The organism is Streptomyces yamdrokensis, assembly GCF_053890455.1.
On record NZ_CM132679.1, the window covers coordinates 2561658 to 2583468 of the forward strand.

At 72.6% G+C, this 21811-nt stretch carries 19 protein-coding genes; 7 read left to right on the forward strand and 12 right to left on the reverse strand.

All coding sequences use genetic code 11. The features are described from left to right. Nucleotides 1–53: 53 nt before the first annotated feature. The 5 genes from ACWZEH_RS10925 to ACWZEH_RS10945 all read right to left on the reverse strand — a co-directional run bounded on the left by ACWZEH_RS10925 (nt 54) and on the right by ACWZEH_RS10945 (nt 4015). A complete protein-coding gene (locus ACWZEH_RS10925; protein ID WP_456197858.1) occupies nt 54–1232 on the reverse strand; it encodes a PP2C family protein-serine/threonine phosphatase in 1179 nt (392 codons plus the stop codon). Nucleotides 1233–1359: 127 nt separating this feature from the next. Further along, nucleotides 1360–2187, reverse strand: coding sequence for an Fpg/Nei family DNA glycosylase (locus ACWZEH_RS10930; RefSeq protein ID WP_456197860.1), 828 nt, complete (start codon nt 2185–2187; stop codon nt 1360–1362). Nucleotides 2188–2357: 170 nt separating this feature from the next. After that, nucleotides 2358–2843 (reverse strand): ribose-5-phosphate isomerase, encoded by a 486-nt coding sequence (locus tag ACWZEH_RS10935; RefSeq protein WP_384012789.1) that lies wholly within the window; start codon nt 2841–2843, stop codon nt 2358–2360. 76 nt (nt 2844–2919) lie between these two features. Next, entirely contained in the window at nt 2920–3090 is a 171-nt protein-coding gene (locus tag ACWZEH_RS10940) for a hypothetical protein (RefSeq protein ID WP_456197863.1), read from the reverse strand. Nucleotides 3091–3409: 319 nt separating this feature from the next. Continuing rightward, the gene (locus ACWZEH_RS10945) at nt 3410–4015 is read right to left on the reverse strand and encodes a biotin transporter BioY (RefSeq protein ID WP_456197865.1); all 606 of its coding nucleotides are present in this window, start codon (nt 4013–4015) and stop codon (nt 3410–3412) included. A 412-nt stretch (nt 4016–4427) separates the two neighbouring features. Between ACWZEH_RS10945 and ACWZEH_RS10950 the strand changes: the two genes are divergently transcribed. The 3 genes from ACWZEH_RS10950 (at nt 4428) to ACWZEH_RS10960 (ending at nt 7049) form a co-directional block, all read left to right on the forward strand. Continuing rightward, nucleotides 4428–5843 carry an amino acid permease gene (locus tag ACWZEH_RS10950; protein ID WP_456199538.1) on the forward strand — a complete coding sequence of 472 codons (1416 nt, stop codon included), beginning with the start codon at nt 4428–4430 and terminating at the stop codon, nt 5841–5843. A 189-nt stretch (nt 5844–6032) separates the two neighbouring features. Further along, complete coding sequence (locus ACWZEH_RS10955; RefSeq protein ID WP_456197867.1) at nt 6033–6674, forward strand: superoxide dismutase; 642 nt, start codon at nt 6033–6035, stop codon at nt 6672–6674. 132 nt (nt 6675–6806) lie between these two features. Continuing rightward, nucleotides 6807–7049, forward strand: a complete 243-nt coding sequence (locus ACWZEH_RS10960) for a hypothetical protein (RefSeq protein ID WP_456197868.1) — start codon at nt 6807–6809, stop codon at nt 7047–7049. 49 nt (nt 7050–7098) lie between these two features. Here ACWZEH_RS10960 and ACWZEH_RS10965 read toward each other — a convergent pair whose 3' ends face one another. Beyond that, nucleotides 7099–7746 carry a mycothiol-dependent nitroreductase Rv2466c family protein gene (locus ACWZEH_RS10965; RefSeq protein ID WP_456197870.1) on the reverse strand — a complete coding sequence of 216 codons (648 nt, stop codon included), beginning with the start codon at nt 7744–7746 and terminating at the stop codon, nt 7099–7101. 207 nt (nt 7747–7953) lie between these two features. On the opposite strand from ACWZEH_RS10965, the gene pepN reads away from it, so the two are divergent. Continuing rightward, a complete protein-coding gene (gene pepN / locus ACWZEH_RS10970; RefSeq protein ID WP_456197872.1) occupies nt 7954–10566 on the forward strand; it encodes an aminopeptidase N in 2613 nt (870 codons plus the stop codon). 166 nt (nt 10567–10732) lie between these two features. Beyond that, nucleotides 10733–11794: a hypothetical protein gene (locus ACWZEH_RS10975; protein ID WP_456197874.1), complete on the forward strand. Its 1062-nt coding sequence runs from the start codon at nt 10733–10735 to the stop codon at nt 11792–11794. Nucleotides 11795–11886: 92 nt separating this feature from the next. Here the strand turns inward: ACWZEH_RS10975 and ACWZEH_RS10980 are convergent, their stop codons facing one another. Together ACWZEH_RS10980 and ACWZEH_RS10985 are read right to left on the reverse strand one after the other, a co-directional pair. Then, a complete protein-coding gene (locus ACWZEH_RS10980; RefSeq protein WP_456197875.1) occupies nt 11887–13653 on the reverse strand; it encodes a TIGR03767 family metallophosphoesterase in 1767 nt (588 codons plus the stop codon). 317 nt (nt 13654–13970) lie between these two features. Next, entirely contained in the window at nt 13971–14438 is a 468-nt protein-coding gene (locus ACWZEH_RS10985; RefSeq protein WP_456197877.1) for an NUDIX hydrolase, read from the reverse strand. A 252-nt stretch (nt 14439–14690) separates the two neighbouring features. On the opposite strand from ACWZEH_RS10985, the gene ACWZEH_RS10990 reads away from it, so the two are divergent. Further along, nucleotides 14691–18014 carry a S8 family serine peptidase gene (locus ACWZEH_RS10990; protein WP_456197879.1) on the forward strand — a complete coding sequence of 1108 codons (3324 nt, stop codon included), beginning with the start codon at nt 14691–14693 and terminating at the stop codon, nt 18012–18014. 87 nt (nt 18015–18101) lie between these two features. On the opposite strand, the gene ACWZEH_RS10995 is transcribed toward ACWZEH_RS10990, so the two are convergent. Continuing rightward, the gene (locus ACWZEH_RS10995) at nt 18102–18980 is read right to left on the reverse strand and encodes a hypothetical protein (protein WP_456197881.1); all 879 of its coding nucleotides are present in this window, start codon (nt 18978–18980) and stop codon (nt 18102–18104) included. Nucleotide 18981: 1 nt separating this feature from the next. Continuing rightward, nucleotides 18982–19518: an RNA polymerase sigma factor gene (locus ACWZEH_RS11000; protein WP_384053836.1), complete on the reverse strand. Its 537-nt coding sequence runs from the start codon at nt 19516–19518 to the stop codon at nt 18982–18984. A 390-nt stretch (nt 19519–19908) separates the two neighbouring features. On the opposite strand from ACWZEH_RS11000, the gene ACWZEH_RS11005 reads away from it, so the two are divergent. Continuing rightward, on the forward strand, nt 19909–20925 hold the full coding sequence (locus tag ACWZEH_RS11005; RefSeq protein WP_456197883.1) for an aspartate-semialdehyde dehydrogenase: 1017 nt from the start codon (nt 19909–19911) through the stop codon (nt 20923–20925). Nucleotides 20926–21048: 123 nt separating this feature from the next. Here the strand turns inward: ACWZEH_RS11005 and ACWZEH_RS11010 are convergent, their stop codons facing one another. Beyond that, entirely contained in the window at nt 21049–21225 is a 177-nt protein-coding gene (locus tag ACWZEH_RS11010) for a hypothetical protein (RefSeq protein ID WP_456197885.1), read from the reverse strand. Between the two features lie 2 nt (nt 21226–21227). Beyond that, nucleotides 21228–21770: a GntR family transcriptional regulator gene (locus ACWZEH_RS11015; RefSeq protein ID WP_456197887.1), complete on the reverse strand. Its 543-nt coding sequence runs from the start codon at nt 21768–21770 to the stop codon at nt 21228–21230. Between the last annotated feature and the right edge of the window lie 41 nt (nt 21771–21811).

Sequence of the window (21811 nt, forward strand, 5' to 3'; positions counted from 1 at the left end):
GGCAGACAGGAGGACGGCAGAAGAGTGGCGGCGCCGAGCCGTACGGCGCCCGGTCAGCGGGTCGCGGCGGCCGTCGGGCCCTCGCGGCAGATCAGCAGGAGCGCCCGGTCGTCGTTGACGTCCTTGGCGACCGCTTCGATGAGGTGCCAGGCCGCTCCGTGGAAGCCGCCGGCGACATAGCGGTCGGCCTCGCCGGTGAGGCGGTCGATGCCTTCGACGATGTCCCGCTCCGACGTCTCCACCAGACCGTCGGTGAACAGCATCAGCACGTCGCCGGCGCGCAGCGCCCCCTTCACCGGGTCGAACTGGGCGCCGTCGTACACCCCGAGGAGCGGGCCGTCGGCCGTCTTCTCCTCCCATTTGCCGCTGCCCGCGCTGAGTTGGAGACCCGGCGGATGTCCGGCGGAGTACAGCTCGTAGTCGCCGGAGTCCAGGTCGAGGACGAGGTGGATGGAGGTGGCGAAGCCCTCCTCCCATTCCTGGCGGAGCAGATAGCCGTTGGCGGCCGGCAGGAAGGCGTGCGGCGGGAGGCTGCCGAGCAGGCCGCCGAAGGCGCCGGACAGCAGCAGGGCGCGCGATCCGGCGTCCATGCCCTTGCCGGAGACGTCGGTCAGGACGACCTCCAGCGTACGCCCGCCGTTGGTGCGGGCGGCGACCACGAAGTCGCCCGAGAAGGACTGGCCGCCCGCGGGGCGCAGGGACATCTCCCGGTGCCATCCGCTCGGCAGGGGCGGCAACTGGCTCTGGACGCGGATGCGTTCGCGCAGGTCGAACAGCATGGTGCCGCCCCGTCGCCAGGGCACGCCGACCCGGCTGCGGAACTGGGCGACGACCAGGCCGAAGAAGCCTCCGGCGGCCACCACGAGGACGACGCCGGGGGTGACCCGGGAGGCGCCCTCGGTGTACGGGCCGAGTCGGACGGCCTCCACGATCAGCGCGGTGGCCGCCGCCGCGTACAGGCCGAGCAGGCTCGCCGGGCGCAGCAGCAACCCGCCGGCGACGATCGGCAGGACCAGCGCGGACGGCGCGAACCACACGGAGTTGGCGAGGGTCGCCACCGCGATGAGCGGGATCGTCAGCAACAGCCCCGCGAGGGCTATCCAGTCGGAGCCGTCCCCGCGGAAGTAGTCGACGGCAGCCCGGCGCACGCCGACGCGGGCCCGGTGCCACTGCTTCTTCACCCGGGCCGTCAACGTGTCGGCTTCTGCGCGCCTCTCTCGTCCTGCTGCCATTAGTTCGGGACCCTATCCATCGGACCGGCCACTTGGCACGGGAGGTCCTGGTTGTCCCTCGTTGGGGGACCGACTTCACAGTGAACTTCACCGGGCGCCGTCGCGGGGGGTGTCCGGCGGAAAATCTCTAACGGTGTTGGCAGGCGGGGCACCAGAAGAGGTTACGGGCCGCGAGATCGGCGGTGCGGATCCCGCCGCCGCAGATGTGGCAGGGCTGATGGGCCCGGCGGTAGACGTACACCTCACCGCCGTGGTCGTCGACGCGCGGCGGGCGGCCCATCGCCTCCGGGGTGTGCTCCGGACGGACGGTGTCGATGCGGTTGTCGCGGACGCCCTCGCGCATCAGCCCGACCAGGTCGGTCCAGATCGCGTCCCACTCGGCGGGGGTGACGTCCCGGCCCGCGCGGTAGGGGTCGATGCGGTGCCGGAAGAGGACCTCGGCGCGGTAGACGTTCCCGACGCCGGCGACGACCTTCTGATCCATGAGAAGCGCGGCGATCGTCGTACGGCTGCGGCTGATCCTGCGGTACGCGGCGTCCGGTTCGGCGTCCGGGCGCAGGGGGTCGGGGCCTAGGCGGTCGTGTATCGCCCGCTTCTCGGGGCCGGTGATCAGGGCGCAGGTGGTGGGTCCGCGGAGATCGGCGTACGCCGTGGGGTGCGCGAGGCGCAGGCGGACGGTGTCCGTGGGCGGGGGCGCGGGGGCCGGGCCCAGGGCGACCTTGCCGAAGAGGCCGAGGTGGATGTGGACCCAGGCGGTGTGCTCGGGGTCGGGGTCGCAAAAGCCGAGGAAGAGGTGCTTGCCGTGGGCGTCCGCGGTGTGCAGGGAGGTGCGGTCGAGGAGGGCGGCGGCGTCGCTGAACTTGCCCTGGGGGCTGGTCACGCGCAGTGGGCCGCCGTCGGCGAAGGCCGCGGCGTAGTCCTCGGCCAGCCGGTGGATGGTGTGGCCCTCCGGCACGGGTCCGGTCCCTTCCTTCCCTGCTCTCTTCCGCTCTCGTCCGCCGTCGCCGGCCGCTGCCTCCCGGAGCCGGCGCGTCCGTGCGCCCCGCCGTAGGAACTGCCGCTCCCCCGGCGGGCCGCGCACGGGCCGGTCACGTACCGGCCGGTCACGTACCGGCCGGTCGCCGGCTACTGCTGGGGGTGGTGGGGAGGGATCGGGGGGAGGTCACCGGTGGTCTCGTAGTCCGCGAGCATGTCGATGCGGCGGCTGTGGCGCTCGTCGCCCGAGAACGGGGTGCCCAGGAAGATCTCGACGAACTTCGTCGCCTCGTCCGTGGTGTGCATGCGCGCACCCACCGCGACCACGTTGGCGTCGTTGTGCGTGCGGCCCAGCGCCGCGGTCTCCTCGCTCCACGCCAGGGCCGCCCGTACGCCCTTCACCTTGTTCGCGGCGATCTGCTCACCGTTGCCGGAGCCGCCGATCACGATGCCGAGGCTGCCGGGGTCGGCGGCGGTCCGCTCGGCCGCGCGGAGGCAGAAGGGCGGGTAGTCGTCCTGGGCGTCGTAGAGGTGGGGCCCGCAGTCGACGGGCTCGTGACCCGCGTCCTTGAGCCACGCGGCGAGGTGGTTCTTGAGTTCGTATCCGGCATGGTCGGAACCGAGGTACACGCGCATGCTCCGAGTGTGACACGGCGGATCGCGCGCGGGCGCGTCGGGGCCGGGGCACGGGCAGGGGAGCGCGGGGGCGGGGTCAAAGCGGCGTGAAGCCCTCCTTCACCTTCTCGTACGTGCTGAGCGCGGTGGCCCCGGTGCGCGGCTGGTACCAGGTGTTGGTCCGGTACGGCTTCCCGTCCGCGTCGCAGCCGAGCAGAGGTGCGGGCCGGGCGACGCCCTTGAGGGTGAACGTGTACTCCCGGACCACCGCCGGGTGGTCGCGGGAGGCCGTCTCCTCCGAGCGGATCTTCCGGTACTCCCGGCCCCGGTGGGCGCTGCGTTCCGAGGTCTGCCGGGTCTCCAGCAGGTCACCGCGGGCCGGGGAGGACTCGGCAAGGGGACCCTGGTGCCGTCCGGAAAGGCGCGGTGGACCTCCGCCCGGCCCGTACGTCCCGCCGCCGGCCCCGGGCGGGACCCGGGCGGCCTCCCGGCGGGCCCACGAAAGGCCGGCCGGGCGCTGTGCACGCGCCCGGCCGGCCTCCTTCTCCTCGTCCGTCCGCGCCCGACCGGCCCGAAGGACCCCGCTGTCAGCGCTTGTCGACGAACCGCCAGGCGGTGGGCAGTACGCCCATGGCCAGGGCCGCCTTCAGGGCGTCGCCCACGAGGAACGGGGTGAGGCCGGCCGCGACCGCGGCGGAGGCGGACATGCCGGTGGCCAGCGCCAGGTAGGGCACGCCGACGGCGTAGACGACCGCCGAGCCGAGCAGCATGGTGCCCGCCATCCGCCAGGCGGAGCGGTCGGCGCCGCGGCGGGCGAGGGAGCCCACCACGACCGCGGCCAGCAGCATGCCGAGGACGTAGCCGAACGACGGCATCCCGATGCCGGACCCGCCCTCGGCGAACCACGGCACACCGGCGGCGCCCGCCATCGCGTACAGCGCGAGGGCGAACAGACCGCGCCGGGCGCCGAGGGCGGTGCCGACGAGCAGCGCGGCGAAGGTCTGGCCGGTCACCGGGACCGGGGAGCCCGGGACGGGGACGGCGAGCTGGGCGGCGATGCCGGTGAGCGCGGCACCTCCGACGACCAGGGCGACGTCCCGTACACGGGACGCCGGGACGAGGTCGGCGAGGACCAGACCGACTCGGGTCCCGCCCTGCCGGGGCAGAGCGGATGTGGCGGCTGCGGTGCTCATGGGGACTCCGCGGAGGTGAGGGCGGTTCGGAACACCGCGACGCTATCCCAGCGCCCTCGCGCCGATCACCGTCAGCGCTCGACAAAGGCTCCGGCGCGCCCTTGGTGGGCTCCGGACAAAGAATCCCCGCCAACCGGGGGGCGGGGTGACGCCGGTCACTGCGGTGACGTGGCCTCTCCTACAGGACCCGGCCGTACGGCGTCTGTGGGGTCCCGCCAAAGCACCCGCCTCCGGCTTTCCCCTGCCGGCGGGCAAGGGCGGAGCCGGCCGGCGGGCCCGCGGCCGCCGAGTAACCGGAACAACACCCTCCGAATGGAGTGCGTCCACATGCTGGGCAGCCTCCTCCCCGCCCGGGAGGGCCGCCCAGACTGACGGGGTTTTTGCCGTCTCCCGTATTGGACGAGCCGTGTCCGTGCCCAGCCCCTCCACCGAGACACCTGAGACACCCCACGCACCCGACACGCCCCCGCGGGACGACGCTCCCCTCTCCCACGGCCTCAAGCAGCGCCATCTGTCGATGATCGCCCTGGGCGGGGTGATCGGGGCCGGGCTGTTCGTCGGCTCCGGCGCGGGCATCGCCGCCGCGGGGCCGTCGATCGTCGTCGCCTACGCCCTCTCCGGCCTGCTGGTCATGCTGGTGATGCGGATGCTCGGCGAGATGTCGGCCGCGTACCCGTCGTCCGGTTCGTTCTCTGCGCACGCCGAGCGGGCGATCGGGCCCTGGGCGGGCTTCGCCTCGGGCTGGGCGTTCTGGGTGCTGCTGTGCACCGCGGTCGGCCTGGAGGGCATCGGCGCCGCGAAGATCGTCACCGGCTGGCTCCCGGGTACGCCCGAGTGGGCGTGGGTGGCGCTGTTCATGGTGATGTTCTGCACCACGAACCTCGCGGCCGTGAAGAAGTTCGGCGAGTTCGAGTTCTGGTTCGCGGCGCTGAAGGTCGGCGCGATCTCGCTGTTCCTGGTGCTCGGTGCGCTGGCCGTCGCGGGCGTGCTGCCGGGCACCGACTCCCCCGGCGCCTCGAACCTCACCCCGCTGCTCCCGAACGGCGGCGAGGGGCTGGTGATCGGCCTGCTCGCGTCCGTCTTCGCGTACGGCGGCCTGGAGACGGTGACCATCGCCGCGGCGGAGTCGGAGAACCCGGTCAAGGGTGTCGCGAGCGCGGTCCGTACGGCGATGTGGCGGATCGCGCTGTTCTACGTCGGCTCGATGGCGGTCATCGTCGCCCTGGTCCCGTGGGACTCGCCGGCGGTCGTCGAGCAGGGCCCGTACGTCGCCGCCCTGGACCGGCTCGGCATCCCGGGCGCCGGCCAACTGATGAACGTCGTGGTGCTGGTGGCGCTGCTGTCCGCGATGAACGCCAACATCTACGGCGCCTCGCGCATCGGCTACTCCCTGGTGCGGCGCGGTCAGGGGCCGAAGGTGCTGGGCCTGGTGTCGGCCGGGGTGCCGCGGGTCGCCGTGCTGGCCTCGTCGGTCTTCGGGTTCCTGTGCGTGCTGCTCAGCTACTGGAGGCCCGACGACGTCTTCTCCTGGCTGCTGAACATGATCGGCGCGGTGATCCTCGTCGTCTGGGCCTTCATCGCCGTCTCTCAACTGCGGCTGCGCCGCGTCCTGGAGCGCGAGGCACCTCAGAAGCTGGTCGTCCGGATGTGGGCGTTCCCGTGGCTGACGTGGATCGCGCTGGCCGGGATGGCCGCCGTCTTCGTCCTGATGGCCCGGGAGCCGGACACGCGCGTGCAGCTGTACTCGACGGGCGGCATGACCCTCGTCCTGGCGGCCGCCGGCTACGCCTGGCAGCGGGCCGGGGCACGCACACGCACCGGGACGTGAAGCCTCCCTCCCCCGCTCTCCGCCTCCCTCCCCGCCGCTCCCACGGAGAAGGGCCCCGCACGGACGACGACCACACGTCCGCGCGGGGCCCTTCTCCGTGTCCGCGCGCGCACCGGCCACCCGCACCACCCCTTCTGCTGCTAGCGTGCAGTTGCAAGCTAATTGCAATAAGCGTTCCAAAGGGGGGCCATGCCCGTCTACACGTTGCCCGACCTGCCGTACGACTACGCGGAGCTCGCGCCGGTGATCAGCCCCGAGATCGTCGAGCTGCGCCACGACAAGCACCACGCGGCCCACGGGAAGGGCGCCGACGACACGCTGGAGCAGCTCGCGAAGGCCCGGGACAAGGAGTCGTGGGGCTCGGTCAACGGGCTGGAGAAGAACCTGGCGTTCCATCCCTCCGGGCACACCCTGCACTCGATCCACCGGCACAACATGAGTGGCGACGGCGGCGGCGAGCCCGCAGGGAAGGACGGCGTGGGCGAGCCGGCCGACGCGATCACGGCGCCCTTCGGCTCCTTCGCGGACTTCAAGGCGCAGCCGACCAAGGCCGCGGCGACCACGCAGGGGTCGGGCTGGGGTGTCCTGGCGTACGAGCCGCCGAGCGGACGGCCGATCGTCGAGCAGGTCTACGACCACCAGGGCGACGTCGGACAGGGCTCGACGCCGATCCCGGCCTTCGACGCCTGGGAGCACGCCTTCCACCTCCAGCACAGGAACCAGCAGGCCGACCTCATCGAGGCCATGTGGGCCGTCGTGAACCGGCAGGACGCGGCCAGGCGCCACGAGGCCGCGAAGTCCCGCACGGATGTGCTCCTGCTCGCCCCCTGAGGGCTGTTCGTGAACGTCCTGCCCCGTGATCGTCTTCTCACCGTTCACCCGGCAGGCGGAAAGACGGAAGCCCTCGCGAGGACTCGACTCGCGGGGGCTTCCGGTGTGCGGCATTCCGGGTCAAAGTGACTCATGACGACACCCAGGACCAAGAAGTACCCCTGCTCGACGTGCGACGCGGAGCAACTGCATCGTCAGCTGGACAGGGCGGAGCAGGAACAGCTCAAGGAGAGGCTGGGGCGGGCGGGGGTGAACGAGTTCTGGATCTGTGTGAACGTACTGGACCCGGACTCCGGCAGGCAGTGCCGCAACCTGCGTACGGGGTGGACGATGAAGCCGTTCCCCAAGCCCATCCGCCTGCCCGAACCGAAGTGACGGTCCCGGTGCCGCCCCTGGCCGAAGCGGCCGGCCCCGGAGCGTCCCGTCACAGGTTGCCGAAGTCCGGGCCCTTCGTCCGCGTCCGCTTGATCTCGTAGAAGCCGGGGACGGAGGCCACGGCGAGGGTGCCGTCCCAGAGGCGGGCGGCCTCCTCGCCCTTGGGGGCGGGGGTGACGACCGGGCCGAAGAAGGCGATCTGCTCGCCGTCGGCACCGGGCACGGCGATGACCGGGGTGCCGACGTCCTGGCCGACCTTGTCGATGCCCTCCTTGTGGGAGGCGCGCAGCTGGGGCTCGTAGGGGGTGGCGTCCCAGTGGTCCATGAGGGATTCGGGCAGCCCGACCTCCTTCAGGCCGGTGGCCACGGCCTCCTTCGTCGGGCCTTCGCCGTCGTTGTGGATGCGGGTGCCGATCGCGGTGTAGAGGTCGCCGAGCACCTCGTCGCCGTGCTCCTCCCGGGCCGCGGCGACGACACGGACGGGGCCCCACGCCTTGGTCGCGAGCATCTCGGCGTACTCCTCGGGCAGTTCGTCGAGCTTGTCCTCGTTGAGAACCGCGAGGCTCATCAGGTGCCAGTGGACCTTGATGTCCCGCACCTTCTCCACCTCCAGCACCCAGCGGGAGGTCATCCAGGCCCAGGGGCACAGCGGGTCGAACCAGAAGTCGACAGGAGTGGCGGTGGACGTGTCCGGCATGTCGCTCCTCGGGAGGAAATCAGGTGCGGGGAATCGTTCCCCCTGGAAACACCCGCGCCCCGCCCCTCATTCCCGTCCCTCGTTCCCGCCCTTCATTCCCGCCCCTCCCTTCCCTGCCGCCCCGCGTCAGGGGCACATGGCAGGATCGGTGCTGTACAGACCTGTCGATGTCGACGACGCACCAGACGACGCATGAGGAGTCCGCCTGTGCCCGGTGAGAACCTGACCCGCGACGAGGCCCGGGAGCGGGCCGCACTGCTGTCGGTGGACGGGTACGAGGTGTCCCTCGACCTGCGCACCGCGATCGGCACGGCCGGTGCGACCGGCAGGGCCGGCGGGGAGGGCGGGGGCGGCGTGGACGGGACGCGTACGTTCCGCTCGGTGACGACCGTCCGGTTCCGCTGTGCGGAGCCCGGCGCGAGCAGCTTCGCGGACCTGATCGCGCCGAGCGTGACGGCCGTCTCGCTCAACGGGCGCGACCTCGACCCGGGCGAGGTGTTCGACGGCTCCCGGCTGCTCCTGGACGACCTCGCCGCCGACAACGAGCTGATCGTGGACGCGCAGTGCGCGTACTCCCGTACCGGCGAGGGCCTGCACCGCTTCGTCGACCCCGAGGACGGCGAGGTGTACCTCTACACCCAGTACGAGCCGGCCGACGCCCGCCGGGTGTACGCGGGCTTCGAGCAGCCCGACCTCAAGGCGCCCCACCGTTTCGAGGTGCGGGCCCCCGAGGGCTGGACGGTGTGGAGCAACGGGGTCGGTGAACTCACCGACGGCGTATGGCGGTTCGCGGAGACCAAGCCGATCTCGACGTACATCACCTGCGTGGTCGCCGGGCCGTACCACTACGTCACCGACTCCTACGAGCGTGAACTGCCCGACGGCACACGGCTGGAGATCCCGCTCGGCGCGATGTGCCGCAAGGGTCTCGCGCCGCACTTCGACGCCGACGACATCTTCCTGGTGACCAAGCAGGGCCTGGACTTCTTCCACGACCACGTCGACTACCCGTACCCCTTCGGGAAGTACGACCAGGCGTTCGTGCCCGAGTACAACCTGGGCGCGATGGAGAACCCGGGCCTGGTGACCTTCCGGGAGGAGTACGTCTTCCGCGGCAAGGTCACCCGGGCGTCCTACGAGGGCCGCGCCAACACGATCCTGCACGAGATGGCGCACATGTGGTTCGGCGACCTGGTCACCATGGAGTGGTGGGACGACCTGTGGCTGAAGGAGTCCTTCGCCGACTTCATGGGCGCCTTCTCGCTCGTGGGCGCCACCCGGTTCACCGACGGCTGGGTCACCTTCGCCAACCGCCGCAAGGCCTGGGCGTACCGCGCGGACCAGCTGCCGTCCACGCACCCGGTCACCGCGGACATCCGCGACCTGCAGGACGCCAAGCTGAACTTCGACGGCATCACGTACGCCAAGGGCGCCTCGGTGCTCAAGCAGCTGGTGGCGTACGTCGGCCAGGACGCGTTCCTGGAGGGCACCCGGCGCTACTTCAAGCGGCACGCGTACGGCAACACCCGGCTCGGTGATCTGCTGTCGGTCCTCGAGGAGACCAGCGGGCGCGACATGACGGCGTGGTCGCGGGCCTGGCTCCAGACGGCCGGGGTCAACTCCCTCACGCCGCAGGTGCTGTTGACCGCGGAGGGCGGGATCGACGAGCTGGCGGTGGTGCAGGAGGCCGCCGAGTCGCACCCGGAGCTGCGCCCGCACCGGGTGGCGGTGGGCCTGTACCGGCGTACGGGCGAAGGGTCCCTGGAGCGGTACGCGCGCGCCGAGGTGGACGTCGACGGGGCCCGTACGGTCGTCGCGGAACTCGCCGGGGCCGAGGCGCCCGAGCTGGTGCTCGTCAACGACGACGACCTCACGTACTGCAAGATCCGCTTCGACGAGACCTCGCTGGCCACGCTCCGCGAGCACCTGGGTGCGCTGACCGACCCCCTGGCCCGCGCCCTGTGCTGGTCGGCGCTGTGGAACCTCACCCGGGACGCGCTGCTGCCCGCGCGGGAGTTCGTGGACCTGGTCCTGCGGTTCGGCGGGCGCGAGTCCGACATCGGCGTGCTCCAGATGCTGCACGCCTGGGCCGAGTCGGCGATCGTCCACTACGCGGCGCCCGCCTGGCGGGAGACCGGCGGGCGGCTGCTCGCCGAGGGAGCCCGGCGTGAGCTGGAGGCCGCCGCGCCGGGCAGCGAGCAGCAGTTGGCCTGGGCCCGCTTCTTCGCCCGGTCGGCCGGTGCGCCGGGCGACCTCCAGCTGCTCCAGGAGCTGCTGTCGGGCACGGTGACGGTCGAGGGGCTCGACGTCGACCAGGAGCTGCGCTGGGTGTTCCTGGAGCCGCTGGCCGCGCACGGGCTCGCCGACGGGAAGGCGCTGGCCGAGGAGCTGGCCCGGGACGACACCGCCTCCGGCAGGCGCCACCAGGTCCGCTGCCTGGCCGCCCGCCCGTCGGCGGAGGTCAAGGCGGCGGGCTGGGAGCTGGTCGTGGAGTCGCGGGAGCTGTCCAACGCGCTGGTGGAGGCGACCATCGCCGGTTTCGCCCAGCCCTCGCAGCGGGAGCTGCTCGCCCCGTACGCGGAGAAGTACTTCGCGGTGATCGAGCGGGTGTGGGAGGAGCGGTCGATCCAGATCGGCATGCACGTGGTGCGGGGTCTGTTCCCCGAACTGCTGGACTCGCCCGGGACGCTGGACGCGACGGACGCGTGGCTCGCGGCCCACGAGGACGCGCCCCCTGCGCTGCGCCGCCTGGTGCTGGAGGCCCGGGACGACCTGGCCCGTGCGCTGCGCGGCCAGGCGTGCGACGCGGCGGCGGGGTGACTGTTACGGAATTCGGTCAATAACAGCCGTTACCCCTGGTCTCACCCGAATGGACCAGGGGTTTTCGGCATTCGAACACGCGTCCCTTAAAGCAGGCTTGTACCGAATTGCCGACGGGCGTGTAACAGAGGTTCGGGAGCCGATCCGGCGCGGGAGATTGCCGGACATGAACCACGATTCCCCGCTTCCCCCGCTCTCCCCCCGCTCTTTGCACCATCTCGCCGCCGGGCCGCGGCGCGTGCTCACGACCGCCCGTCTCCGCGCGCACGGCGTCCCGGCCGCGGAGGCCGACGACCGGTGCCGTCCCGGCGGGCCCTGGCAGCGGCTCCTGCCCGGCGTCGTCCTGCTCCACCCCGGTCCGCCGACCAGTGAGGAGCGGCTGCACGCGGTGCTGCTGTACACGGCGCGGGAGCGGTCGTCCGTCCGGTCCGGACGCGTGCCCGTCCAGCCCGGCCCGGCGGACTCGACGGCGCCCCACTACGAGGACGCGATGATCACCGGTCTCGCCGCGCTGGCCCTGCACGGCTTCTCCTCCGCTCCCCCGCTGCCCTGCCTGGACACCTTCGACGTACTGGTCCCGCGGCTGCGCCGGCTGCGCTCCACGGGCTGTGTGCGCATCGTCCGCGCCCCGGTGCTGCCGGCCTCCGAGCGGGTGGCGGGCGTGCCGGTGGCGCCGGTCCCGCGGGCGCTGGCCGACGCGGTGGCGGGCCTGGACGACGCGGGCGCGGTGCGCGGGCTGCTCACGGAGGCGGTGGTCGGCGGCCACTGCGACGCGGCCGCGCTGGTGGGGGAACTGACCGCCGCGAAGCTGCTGAACCGGCCGCATGTGGAGCACGCGGTGAACTCCCTGGTGGCCGAGGGCCGCGCGCACGCGGAGGACCGCCTGTACCGGATGGTGCGCGAGTACGGTCTGCCCGACCCGCTGTGGAACGTCGACCTGCGCCTGCCGGGCGGCCCCCACCTGGGCGGCCTGGACGCGTACTGGCCGCAGCAGGCCGTGGCACTCGACCTGGACACCCGCCGGGAGGACCGTTTGGACGACGACGTCCTGCGGTCCGGGTACGCCCACGGGCGGGAGCACCTGGAGCGGCTCGGCATCACGGTCGTGCGGGTCGCCCCGCGCAGACTGCGGGACGCGGCGGAGCAGCAGGCGGCGGTGATCCGTACGGCCCTGATGGCGGCGGACGACCGCGAGCCCGCGGCCTACGTCGTGGTCCTGCCGCGCTGAACCGGCCCCGGGGCACGGCCCCCGGGGCCGTTCGCCGCGCCGCGCCCCGCCGCGCCCCGCCGCACCCCGCCGCACCCCGCCGTGCCTTGGCCCTACGCCTTGAGCAGGAGTTCCGTGTTGCGGTCCCGGGGAGTGCCGCCGAGGTCGGTGCGGGCGCCGGGGGCGTTGCAGGACAGCTCGCGGTAGAGGGCGGCGAGGCCGGTCTGGGTGAGGTCGTCGTAGTCCGTGCGGGCCGGGGCCGCGGACTCGACCAGGGTGGTGAACAGGGACAGGGTGCCGTCCTTGTTGTCCACCAGTTCGATGACGCGGGCGAGTTGGGGGAAGTCGACGTGGGAGGCGGTGGAGATCTCCCAGAAGGAGCCGGCCGATCCGGTGTGCGGGGTGACGGCGTTGCGGTGGATGTGGCCGTTGACCCAGGCCACCACGTTGGGGTGGCTGCCGAGGAGTTCGACGAGTTCCGCGCCGTCGTGGCGCCGCTCGTCGGGGCGGGCCGGGTCGCGGTGCGTGTTCGTCATCGACTTGCTGGTGTGGTGGCTGAAGACGATCGCGCGGGCGCCCCTGTTGGTGCGCAGCGTCCTTTCCAGCCAACGCAGCTGGGCCGTGCCGAGGGAGCCCGTGTAGTGGCCGCCGGGGTCGGTGGTGTCGAGACTGATGCCGATGACGTCCTCGGAGACGCGGAACGAGTAGTACTGGGTGCCCGCGTCGAGGTTGGCGGCGGAGTAGCCGTGCCCCACCGGCCCGAACCCGCGGTACGCGGGGTCGAGGTGGGCCTCGATGTACTCGGCGGGCGTGAAGGGGGCGCGCGCCTCGTCGGGGGTCACCGGCCGCATGGCGCGGGCCTGGGACCTGAGGAACGCGCCGTACTGGACGCCCCGCGGGTCGGTGGCCTTCTTGATGGTCCGCCGGAGCCTCTTCGCCTCGGCCGCCCCGAGCTCCATCAGCTTGCGGCCGCCGACGGCGAGTTCGGTGAGGTACGGGTCGCCGTGGGAGGCGTAGCAGCCGAGCGGCATCGTGTCGTGGTTGCCGACGGTGGAGTACCAGGGGAGGTTGAGGCCGGGGCTGTTCACCTCGCGGACGGCCGCGGCGAGGAAGCCGTCGAGGTGGGGGAAGCCGAGCCGCTTGTCGTCGTCGCGGGTGGTGGCGTCCGGCTGCCAGTACTGGCGCAGACCGCTGTTCTGGACGCCCTCGTACCGGCGCGGGTCCCCGCTGTTGGGGGTGATGCGGCCGCCGCTGAGCGCGGTCAGGTACCAGTCCAGTTCGGAGCGGGTGTTGTTGTCGGTGTTGTCGCCGGTGGTCATCGCGAAGTGCAGCGGGGAACCGGTGACGGGGGCGCCGCGCAGGGCGTTGATCCGCTCGACGAGGGAGACCGCGCCGTGCACGGTGAGCGCCTCGTGGGGCCGCCAGGCACGCACCTCGGCGGAGCGCAGGTACTCCAGGCGCAGCGGGTGCTGCGCGTCGATCACATGCAGGTCGGTGAGCTGTACGAAGGCGGCCAGCGTGGTGCGGCGGTCGTCCCGGCCGGAGCGGGCACCGGCCAGCTCGCCGCGCACCACCCGCCCCCAGCCGGGCCCCTCCTCGAGGCGCCGGTAGCCGGCGGCACTGCCGCCGCGCGGTGTGGACACCCCGGCGACGGTGGTGCCGCGCGTGTACGGGGTGAGCGGGGCGGCCGGCGCCTGCCGGGAGGAGGCCGGTACGGCCTCGTCCACGGCGGCGTCGGCACTGCCGGCGGCCACGGCCTGGCCGCCGCCGGTCCGCAGGGCGTATCCGGCACCGGCGAAGAGGCCGACCGCGCCGGTGGCGGCGAGGAGGGAACGGCGGTGGAGTGCGGTGGAGCCGGTGACTGAGCGTATGCGCGACATGGCGCCTGTCTCCCCGGGTGCGAACGCGTCGGCAGTGACCGCGGGGCGTTCGCCGGTGGTTCGCCGGGTGAACGTCCCGCTCTTACTGGATGCTTGGCAGCGGGAATGGCCTGCGTGTGAACGCGACGGCAACGCGCGACACCGATCGCCGTACGTGGATCTTGGATCACCCGGGCCGTCGGCCCCCGCTCTCGCACCGGCCCGGGACCGGTCACGCCGCGTTCACCTCACGGGGAACCCGGGTGGCGCCACACTGCGCGTCAAGAGCGTTTCGGCCCGTCGGCCCGCGGAGCCCGGAAGTTCACGCGTCGCACGCGTCAGCCCTCCACCTGTTCCACCCGTCCCGCCGCCGGGCGCTCCCGCCACAGCCGCAGCCCGGTGTCGATCAGGCCGACCCTGACCAGGTCCGCGACGGCGTCCAGGGGCTGCCAGGCCGCCAGTTCGGTGGAGCCGCCGATCTCGTTGCGCAGCTCGCCGCCGACGATCCGCCCCTCGTAGACCAGCCGTACGGCCTGGTGGTCGACGGCGCGGCGGAGCAGGAGCGGGCGGCGGGGAAAGGCGCGCCGGACACAGTCCACGCCGAGCAGCCCGGTGACCTCGACGCGGTACCCGGTCTCCTCCTCGACCTCCCGCCGCACCGTGTCGTACGGATCCTCGCCGTGCTCCATGCCACCGCCCGGCAGCACCCACTCCGGAGCACCTCCGGGGACCGGGGACCGGGCCAGCAGGAGCTGTCCGTCGCGCACCACCACGGCGTAGGCCGCCACCCTCAGGGTCTGCCGCATGCCGGGACGTTAACCCGCGAGCGCCCACGCGACCCACCGCACGGGCGACTTGCCCGCTTAGGTCCCCCGACACCCCATAAACGCATCGCGGGTTTTCCCCATACATTCATCTCGATTCAGCCAACCCTCGCCAAACACACACCCCTTGCGTAAGGCTCAACGATCGTCCGGGATCGCATTCCGGACGATCGCGGCCAGGGTCGATCGGCTCCGGTCGCTCCACGATGGTGCCTTTACTTACAAGGGATGCCGATGACCCAGTCCTCCCAGCGCGAACCGCTGTCGGGCGCGAGACGCGCGGCCCGTATCTCCCTGGCCGCCGGCCTCGTCGCCGCGCTCTGTGCGGTCGGGCCGATACCCCTGGCGGCCGCCGCCGACGCGCCGGCCGCCGCACCCGTCGACGGTGACGTCAAGTCCGCGCACGACAAGCTCGGTTCGGGCGACGCGGACCTCCTCGCCGAGGCCAAGGCCGACGGCGAGAAGAACATCACGATGATGATCGCCACCGCCCCCGGCCAGACCGAACAGGTCGCCGAGGAGCTGAACGCGGTCAAGGGCGGCTCGGTCGGCCGGACCCACGACAAGCTCGGCTACGTCCGCGCCACCGTCCCCACCGCCAGGGCGGACTCGGCCATCGCCGCCGCCGCCAAGCTCTCCACCGTGCACGGCATCGACCTGCGCGACGAGATACCGCTCGACGACCCCACCCCGGCCGCGGACACCACCGCCAAGGCCAAGGGCAAGGGCGGCAAGGGCGGCTCCGCCACCTACGCGGGCCCCGACAGGCGGACTCCCGCGAAGAACCCGTACAACCCGTCCTTCGAGACGGGCGCCGTCGACTTCGTGAAGAAGAACCGCACGGCGGACGGCCGCGGCGTCACCATCGGCATCCTCGACTCGGGCGTGGACCTGGCCCACCCGGCGCTGCAGAGGACCACCACCGGCGAGCGCAAGATCGTCGACTGGGTGACGGCGACCGACCCGATCGTCGACGGCGACCGGACCTGGCGCCCGATGACCTCCTCGGTCTCCGGCCCGACCTTCACGTACAACGGCAGGACCTGGCAGGCCCCCGCCGGTTCGTACCAGGTCAGCACCTTCCTGGAGTCGTACACCACCGGCGGCGACGCGGGCGGCGACGCCAACCGCGACGGCGACACCACCGACTCCTGGGGCGTGCTGTACGACGCCGGGGCGGGCACCGTCCGGGTCGACCTGAACAACAACCAGGACTTCTCCGACGACACCCCGATGAAGCCCTACAAGGACGGCTTCCAGATCGGGTACTTCGGCACCGACGACCCGGCCACCGACGTCGCCGAGCGCCAGCCGTTCGTCGTGGAGATCCGCGAGGACGTCCCGATGGACCCGTACGGCGGGGACTGGGTCGGCAGGACGGCCGACTTCGTCAACATCGGGGTCATCGAGGGCTCCCACGGCTCGCACGTCGCCGGCATCACCGCCGCCAACGGCCTGTTCGGCGGGAAGATGGACGGCGCCGCGCCCGGCGCGAAGCTCGTCTCCTCCCGTGCCTGCACCTGGTCCGGCGGCTGCACCAACGTGGCGCTGACCGAGGGCATGATCGACCTCGTCACCGAGCGCGGTGTCGACATCGTCAACATGTCCATCGGCGGCCTGCCCGCGCTCAACGACGGCAACAACGCCCGCGCCGAGCTGTACACCCGCCTCGTCGACACCTACGGCGTCCAGCTGGTGATCTCCGCGGGCAACTCCGGCCCCGGCGCCAACACCATCGGCGACCCGGCCCTGGCCGACAAGGTCATCTCGGTCGGCGCGTCCGTCTCCAGGGAGACCTGGGCCGCCAACTACGGCTCCGTCGTGAAGACGAAGTACGCCATGATGCCCTTCTCCTCCCGCGGTCCGCGCGAGGACGGCGGCTTCACGCCGACGCTGATCGCGCCCGGCGCGGCGATCAACACCATCCAGACCTGGGCGGCGGGCCAGCCGGTCGCCGAGGCCGGCTACAGCCTGCCGGCCGGTTACGGCATGCTCCAGGGCACCTCGATGGCGTCCCCGCAGGCCGCGGGCTCCGCCGCGCTGCTGCTGTCGGCCGCGAAGCACAAGCGCATCGACCTGACGCCCGCGAAGCTGCGCACCGCCCTCACCTCCACCGCCCAGCACGTCAAGGGCCTGCAGGCCTACGAGGAGGGTGCCGGCCTCATCGACGTCGAGGAGGCCTGGGACTCGATCCGTGACGGGGCCACCGCTCACGAGTACAGCGTGAAGGCGCCGGTCGACACCGCGATCGAGCAGTTCCTGAAGACCCCCGGCTTCGGCACCGGCCTCTACGACCGCGAGGGCGGCCTGAAGGCGGGCCAGAAGAAGACGTACGACATCACGATCACCCGTACGTCCGGTCCCGACCGCGCGATCCGGCACGAGCTGGACCTCGAGAACAACACCGACCGCGCCTTCCGCATCGTCGGCGACGACGACGTGCGGCTGCCGCTGAACGAGCCGGTGACCGTCAAGGTCCAGGCCTCGCCCCGGTCGGCGGGTCTCAAGAGCGCCATCCTCGAGGTCGACGACCCGCGCACCGAGGGCGTCGACCGGCAGATCCTGAGCACCGTGGTCGTCTCGGCCCCGCTGGCGCACACCTTCTCCGCCTCCGGCACCGCCCAGCGCAACGCCTCGACCTCCTACTTCGTCACCGTGCCCGAGGGCGCGAAGACGCTGGAGATCGCGATGAGCGGGCTGAGGGCCACGAGCCAGACCCGGTTCGTCGCCATCCACCCCTACGGCGTCCCGGCCGACCCGACGTCGACCGTCAACTGCTACCCGAACTACAGCAACCCGGCCAACACCTGCCGCCCCGACCTGCGTTCGTACGTGAACCCGCAGCCGGGCGTCTGGGAGATCGAGGTCGAGGCGCGCCGCACCTCGCCGCTGCTCGACAACCCGTACAAGCTGGACGTCGCCGTGCTCGGCGCGGTCTTCGACCCTCAGACCGTGACCGTGCCGGAGGCCAAGGTCGGTACCCCGGCCGACGTCTCCTGGGAGGTGACCAACGAGGCCGCCGACCTGGACGGCAAGCTGGTCGGCGGCCCGCTGGGCTCCGCCCTGTCGGACCGCCCGGCCATCGGCACGGGTGACGTCCGCACCACCACGGTCGAGGTGCCCGAGGGCGCCGCGTCGCTCGACGTCACCATCGGCAACGTCTCCGACGCCTCCGCCGACCTGGACCTCGCGGTCTACGACGCGGCCGGCGCCCTGGTCGGCCAGTCCGCCGACGGCGACTCGGAGGAGTCGGTGTCCGTCGCCGGCCCGGCGGCCGGCACGTACACCGTCGAGGTCGTGGGCTACTCCGTCCCGGCCGGTTCCACCGACTACGACTACCGGGACGTGTTCTTCTCCGCCACCCTCGGCGAGGTCACGGTCGACGGCTCCACGCCGGTGCGGATCGGTACGGGCGAGTCGGCCACCGTCTCCGGCACCGTCACGGCCGCCGCGGCGGCTCCCGAGGGCCGCGAGTTCTTCGGCCAGGTCCAGCTGGTCAACGCGCGCGGCACGGTCGCGGGCACGGGCAGCGTGACGATCGAGAAGGTCGTGCCGTAACCGACGGCCACCACCGGGGGCGGGCGTCCAACAGGGCGCCCGCCCCTTCGTCGTACGCACCCCGCTCCCGCGCCGGCCACTCGCAGGTCACTCGCAGGTCAGGGTGCGGGAGGCGGGCAGCGCGGCGGTGATGCGCGCCCGCTCGGGGGCGATGTCCTCCTCGCCGACGATCACCGCGTCCGGGACGGTGCCCTCGCGGGGCAGGCCGACCAGGACCCGGTCGCCGGTGTGCAGCCGGGGCAGGCCGGTGGGCCCGGTCAGGAAGGTGACCTCGTCCCGGTCCCCCGCGCTCGTGCCGGGCTCCGGCTGCGGCTTGTGGCCGCGGGTCACCTCCAGCGTGACGCGGTCCCGTCCGGCGCCCGGTACCGGCTCCACCTCCGTCACCGTGCCCTCGGCGACGAGCCGGGCGCAGGCGAGGTAGCGGGGGCTGCCGAACAGGAGACCCGCCGGATCCCCGCCGCCCGTGGACCGCTCGTCGCCCGCCGCCCCGTCGGCGGACTCGGCTGCCGAGGAGGCGGTGTCGCCCTGCCCGGACTGCGTCCAGAGCAGGCCCGTACCGAGGACCACCGAGGCGGCCGCCACCGCGGCGAGCGCGCCGAGGGCGACCCGCAGCGGGCGGCGGGCGCGGCGGGACGGCCGGGGGGCGGCAGCTGCGGGCAGGGGCCGCACCGGCGTGGGAACGGCCTGCGCTCCCCCGGCCAGCACATCCCCGATCGCCCCCAGCTGCTCCCTCAGCACGGCGACGTCGGCGGCGGCCGCGTCCCGCGCGGCCATGAACGCCGGGTCCTGCCGGGCCGCGGCGGGCAGCGGTTCGTCGAGGAGCGCGGCCATGAGGGCGTCGACGCCTTCGTACTCGACGCCTTCGTACTCGGTGCTGTCGTACTCGGTGCTGTCGTACTGGGGGCCGTCGTACTCGGTGCCGCGCTCGTCGCCGGTGTCGTTCCGGTCGTCGCCGTGGACGCTCACGTCACACCACCTCGTCCTCGTGCAGGCGGGCGCGCAGGGCCCGGACCGCCGTGTGCAGCCTGCTCTTGACCGTGCCCTCCGGCACGCCGAGCTGCTCGGCGATCGAGCGCACCGGAAGATCGGCGTAGAAGCGCAGCACGACGACCTGGCGCTGGGCGTCGGGCAACCCGTCCAGGCCCCGGGCGACGGCGAGGGAGAGCAGGCGGGTCTCCTCGTCGGCCGGGGGTCCGGCTGGGCGCAGCGCGGCCAGGCGTTCGCCGAGCCGCTCCTGGCGGCGTTTGGCCCGGTGCCAGTCCATGGCGAGGTTCGAGGCGACGACGGCGGCCCAGGCCGAGACGTCCCGGGGCGCCTCCTGCCCGCTCGCGGCACGCTCCAGCAGCCGCAGCCTGACCTGCTGCACCCCGTCCGGCAGGTCGGTCTGCGGCACCCCGCCGAGCGCGAGCACCGCCCGTACCCGGCGTTCCTGCGCCGCGTCCAGCGGGTCGTCGTCCACGGCGCCGGACGCCTGCCGGCCGTGCCGGATCCTTCCGCGCAGCACTGCCCACCCCCCTCGCACTGTTTCTCCTACGACGCCGGTGCGGCCCGGAACGTTCGCCCGCCGCGCGAATCGGTTGCGAACCGGGCGCGAACCGGGCGCGAACCGGGCAGAGGCGTACGTCACACCTCCGTGTGAGGGGAGTGGGCCGGGGCAGGGAACCTTGCGGCCGCCGACCCCCGACGACTGATTTCCTGCAGCTCAAGGGGGTGGCGACCGCAGGTCCGCGACCGGTGGGGGGCGCCGGCGCGTCCCACTGTGCGGGCAGGGGGCGCAAAGAACTGGACAGGCGGGCCGTGGTCGGCCGCATGATGGAAATGCCCCGGCCGACAGGCAAAGGGCACATGTACGCCGTATACGTCGTATGACGCAGAACGCAGTGAGGGAGACGCCGTGAGGGTCGGAATCGTCGGAGCCACCGGTCAGGTGGGCACGGTCATGCGCAGCATCCTCAAGGAGCGGAACTTCCCGGTCACGGAGCTGCGCCTGTTCGCCTCGGCCCGCTCGGCGGGGACGGAGCTGGACGGCGTGACGGTGGAGGACGCGTCCACCGCCGACTACACCGGTCTGGACATCGTGCTGTTCTCTGCGGGCGGTACGACCTCGAAGGCGCTGGCCGAGAAGGTCGCCTCGCAGGGCGCGGTCGTGATCGACAACTCGTCCGCGTGGCGCAAGGACCCCGAGGTCCCGCTGGTCGTCTCCGAGGTGAACCCGGAGGCGATCGCGAACCGCCCCAAGGGCATCATCGCCAACCCGAACTGCACCACGATGGCCGCGATGCCGGTGCTGCGTCCGCTGCACGACGAGGCGGGCCTGGACGCGCTGGTGGTCGCCACGTACCAGGCGGTGTCCGGCTCCGGTCTCGCGGGCGTGGCGGAGCTCCACGGCCAGACCCAGAAGGTCGTCGCCGACGCCGACAGGCTGACCCACGACGGCGGCGCGGTCGACTTCCCGGAGCCGGCCGTCTACAAGCGCCCCATCGCCTTCAACGTGCTGCCCCTCGCCGGCAGCATCGTGGACGACGGTCTCAACGAGACCGACGAGGAGCAGAAGCTGCGCAACGAGTCCCGCAAGATCCTGGACATCCCCGGGCTGAAGGTCTCCGGCACCTGCGTGCGCGTCCCGGTCTTCTCCGGTCACTCCCTCCAGATCAACGCCCGCTTCGCCCGCCCGATCAGCCCGGAGCGCGCGACCGAGCTGCTGGCCGACGCCCCCGGTGTCGTCGTCACCGACATCCCCACCCCGCTGCAGGCGGCGGGCCAGGACCCGTCCTACGTCGGCCGCATCCGCCGCGACGAGACGGTCGACAACGGCCTGGCCCTCTTCGTCTCCAACGACAACCTCCGCAAGGGCGCGGCCCTGAACGCCGTCCAGATCGCGGAACTGGTGGCGGCCGAGCTCAAGGGCTGACCGCTTCCGCTCGCCGCGAGGGGGTTCACCCGGCCGGGGTGAACCCCCTTCGACATGCCGGCAGCACCATGACCCCGGCCGGCCGGGCCGCGGTTCCCGCACGCGAGAGCCCCAAAACCGCGGTCACCCCACCTGCCCGGTGATCCCGTCTCCGCTCACCTGGTCCCACAAACGCGCGTCCTCGCTCCCGTCCCACTCGGCGAACGCCTCCGAGTACTCCTGCTCGAGCCGGGCCTGTCGGAGTGGCCCGGGGTTCGGCGGGCGGTCGCTGTCGTCGTACACGCCTCCCGGCTCAGGCACGGTCACCCGATCCGGATCTCGTAGCGCAGCCGCTGTCGCGAGGCCGGCACGACCATCACGTCCGCCTGGATCGGGCGGCCCTCACCGTCCAGCGTCACCCTGCTCAGTCCGATGACCGGCTCGTCCTGGCCCATCCGCAGGATTTCGCGCTCCTCGGCGCCGGGCATGCGCGCGGTCACGTCCTCGCGCACCCACACCCCGACGTGTCCCCGCTCGGCGAGGAAGGTCACCGCGCCGCCCGGAATCTTCCGCCTCTCGGCGAGACGGGTGCCCAGGGCGATGGTCGCCGGGTAGTACGTGTCGGTCAGCTCGTACGGTTCACCGTCGAGTCGGATGACTCTGCGGCGAACGACGGTCTCCTCGCCCACAGCAACGCCGAGCAGTGCGGCGATGTCGTCGGGAGCGGGCACCGCGCCGGCGTGCACGATGGTCTGGCTGCCCTTGCCGCCACGGGCTGCGGCCTCGGCTTCCCAGGCATCGGGCCGCCCCTTCTCCCGCGGCGTCAGATACGGCATCGAGGTACTGACCCACGTGCTCGCACTCACGATGTCCTCCTGCGGCGGACGCTCCGACACGGCCTCGACGC